2 protein-coding genes and 1 pseudogene are annotated in these 1,785 nt (G+C 60.1%); all 3 read left to right on the forward strand.

The features are described 5' to 3' along the window. Window positions 1-252, forward strand: a pseudogene (locus YY7_RS62515) (MBL fold metallo-hydrolase); the annotation flags it as partial. A 163-nt stretch (window positions 253-415) separates the two neighbouring features. Then, window positions 416-823: a DUF302 domain-containing protein gene (locus YY7_RS0149850; protein ID WP_028169425.1), complete on the forward strand. Its 408-nt coding sequence runs from the start codon at window positions 416-418 to the stop codon at window positions 821-823. Window positions 824-1,218: 395 nt separating this feature from the next. Then, the coding region (locus YY7_RS0149855) for a molybdopterin-dependent oxidoreductase (protein ID WP_035693340.1) at window positions 1,219-1,785 on the forward strand (567 nt) is incomplete at its 3' end.

The following is a 1,785-nucleotide window of genomic DNA, read 5'->3' on the forward strand; positions in this document are numbered from 1 at the left end:
AAGGCTATCGAACGCACCACGGATCAAACAATCCTGGTTCCCGGTCATGGGCCGGTCGGCAACCGCGCTCACTTGATTGAGTTTCGCGACATGCTGGTCTCGGTGCGCGATAAGGTCGCTGCATTGAAGTCACAGGGGAAGTCCCTCGAAGACGTCATAGCGGCGAAGCCGACCGCGGCCTTCGACGACAAATGGGGACGATTCGTGATCGGTCCGGAATTCTTCACCAAGCTTGTGTATGAAGGATTGTAGACAGTAGCCGTGGCCGTGCCGCCATCGAACAAAAGGGCAGATCGCTGCCACGGGGCAATCCAGGCTGCAGTGAAATTGAAACGCTGCCTCGCGAGTTGGAATATTAGCAAAGAGGCGTGGCCGGCCTTAATCTTGACGCTGCACCGCTGCAATGGAGTGACACATGTCTGAAAGCTTGGTGGTCGTCGTCTCCTCTCGCCATTTCGATGACACGCTGAATGCGCTGATCGCCAGCGTGAAGCACAGGCAGGTCGAGGTGTTCGGCATGGTCGATCACGCCGCCAACGCGCAGGGCGCTGGCCTTACGCTTGGCCGCACCACCGTGGTGACGTTCGGCGGGGCCAAGGCCGGCACGCCTCTGATGCAGGCGCACCAGACGCTGGGCCTCGACCTGCCATTGCGCGTCTTGGTCTATGAGACCGCCGAAGGCCAGGTCCGCATCGCGTATCGCGAACCCCGCGACATCCTGGCCGGACAGGGCGTGGCGCCGGACGCCTTCCCTTCGGTGGGCATCATGTCAGCCATGCTGGCGGCGGTCTCGGCCGAGGCCGCCGGCGGGAAACCCGAATAGGCGCAGAGCGCCAGGGCAGTCATCAAATCGAAACGGATAAGGAGATCCGCAAACGGTTCGGTCACGCACCCGGTGTTCATATGCAGGACGACAACGCCAACCTGGTGCGTGACAAGGCACGAAAGGACGCGTTAGGCCCACGACGCCGCCCGACTCGGCGGTCTAAACCGGTGTCAGCATGATGAAATATGCACGCTGCCACGCGTGATGAAGTTTTCGCTATTGCTTGATCTCAACCGACGATGTGACTTTCGAACGGCAATCATCTTGCGGAACGCCTTGTACCTGTGCCAGCGTCCTCGAACCGCGCTTCGAAGGCAAAGCCCTACCAGGGACCCAGGCGCATGCGGCGACAGCTGAACGTCACTTGGACACAAGGCAACAGGAGGACCGCCGTGATCGACAGACGCACCTTTATACGGTCCGGAGTTATGCTTGCAGCATCCGGTGCCGTTCTGCCATTTTCATCAAATTCAGCTTTGGCTGAGACCGTGACGTTGCCGTTCGGCAATGGCGAGCGGCCGCTGGTCAGATACCCTCAGAAGCGTTTGATGATCGGCCTGACCAGCCGACCCCCGCAGTTGGAGACGCCGTTCTCGGTGTTCAATGAAGGTGTGCTCACGCCGAACGATGCGTTCTTCGTGCGCTACCATCTCGCCGATATTCCTCTAGAGATTGATCCGGATACGTTCTCCGTTGAGATCAAAGGGAAGGTCGACAAGCCGTTGAAGCTGTCACTGGCCGAGATCAAGAAGATGCCGGCCATTGATCTCGTGGCAGTCAATCAATGTTCCGGCAATAGCCGGGGATTTTCGGATCCACGCGTCGGCGGTGGTCAGCTCGCCAACGGCGCCATGGGCAATGCACGTTGGCGCGGCGTGCCGCTGAAAGCGGTACTCGATAAGGCCGGCGTGCAGCAGGGCGCCAAGCAGGTGACGTTCGGCGGCCTCGATGGTCCGGTG

The sequence above is a fragment of the Bradyrhizobium elkanii WSM2783 genome, assembly GCF_000472865.1.
In the GTDB taxonomy this organism is placed as follows: domain Bacteria; phylum Pseudomonadota; class Alphaproteobacteria; order Rhizobiales; family Xanthobacteraceae; genus Bradyrhizobium; species Bradyrhizobium elkanii_A.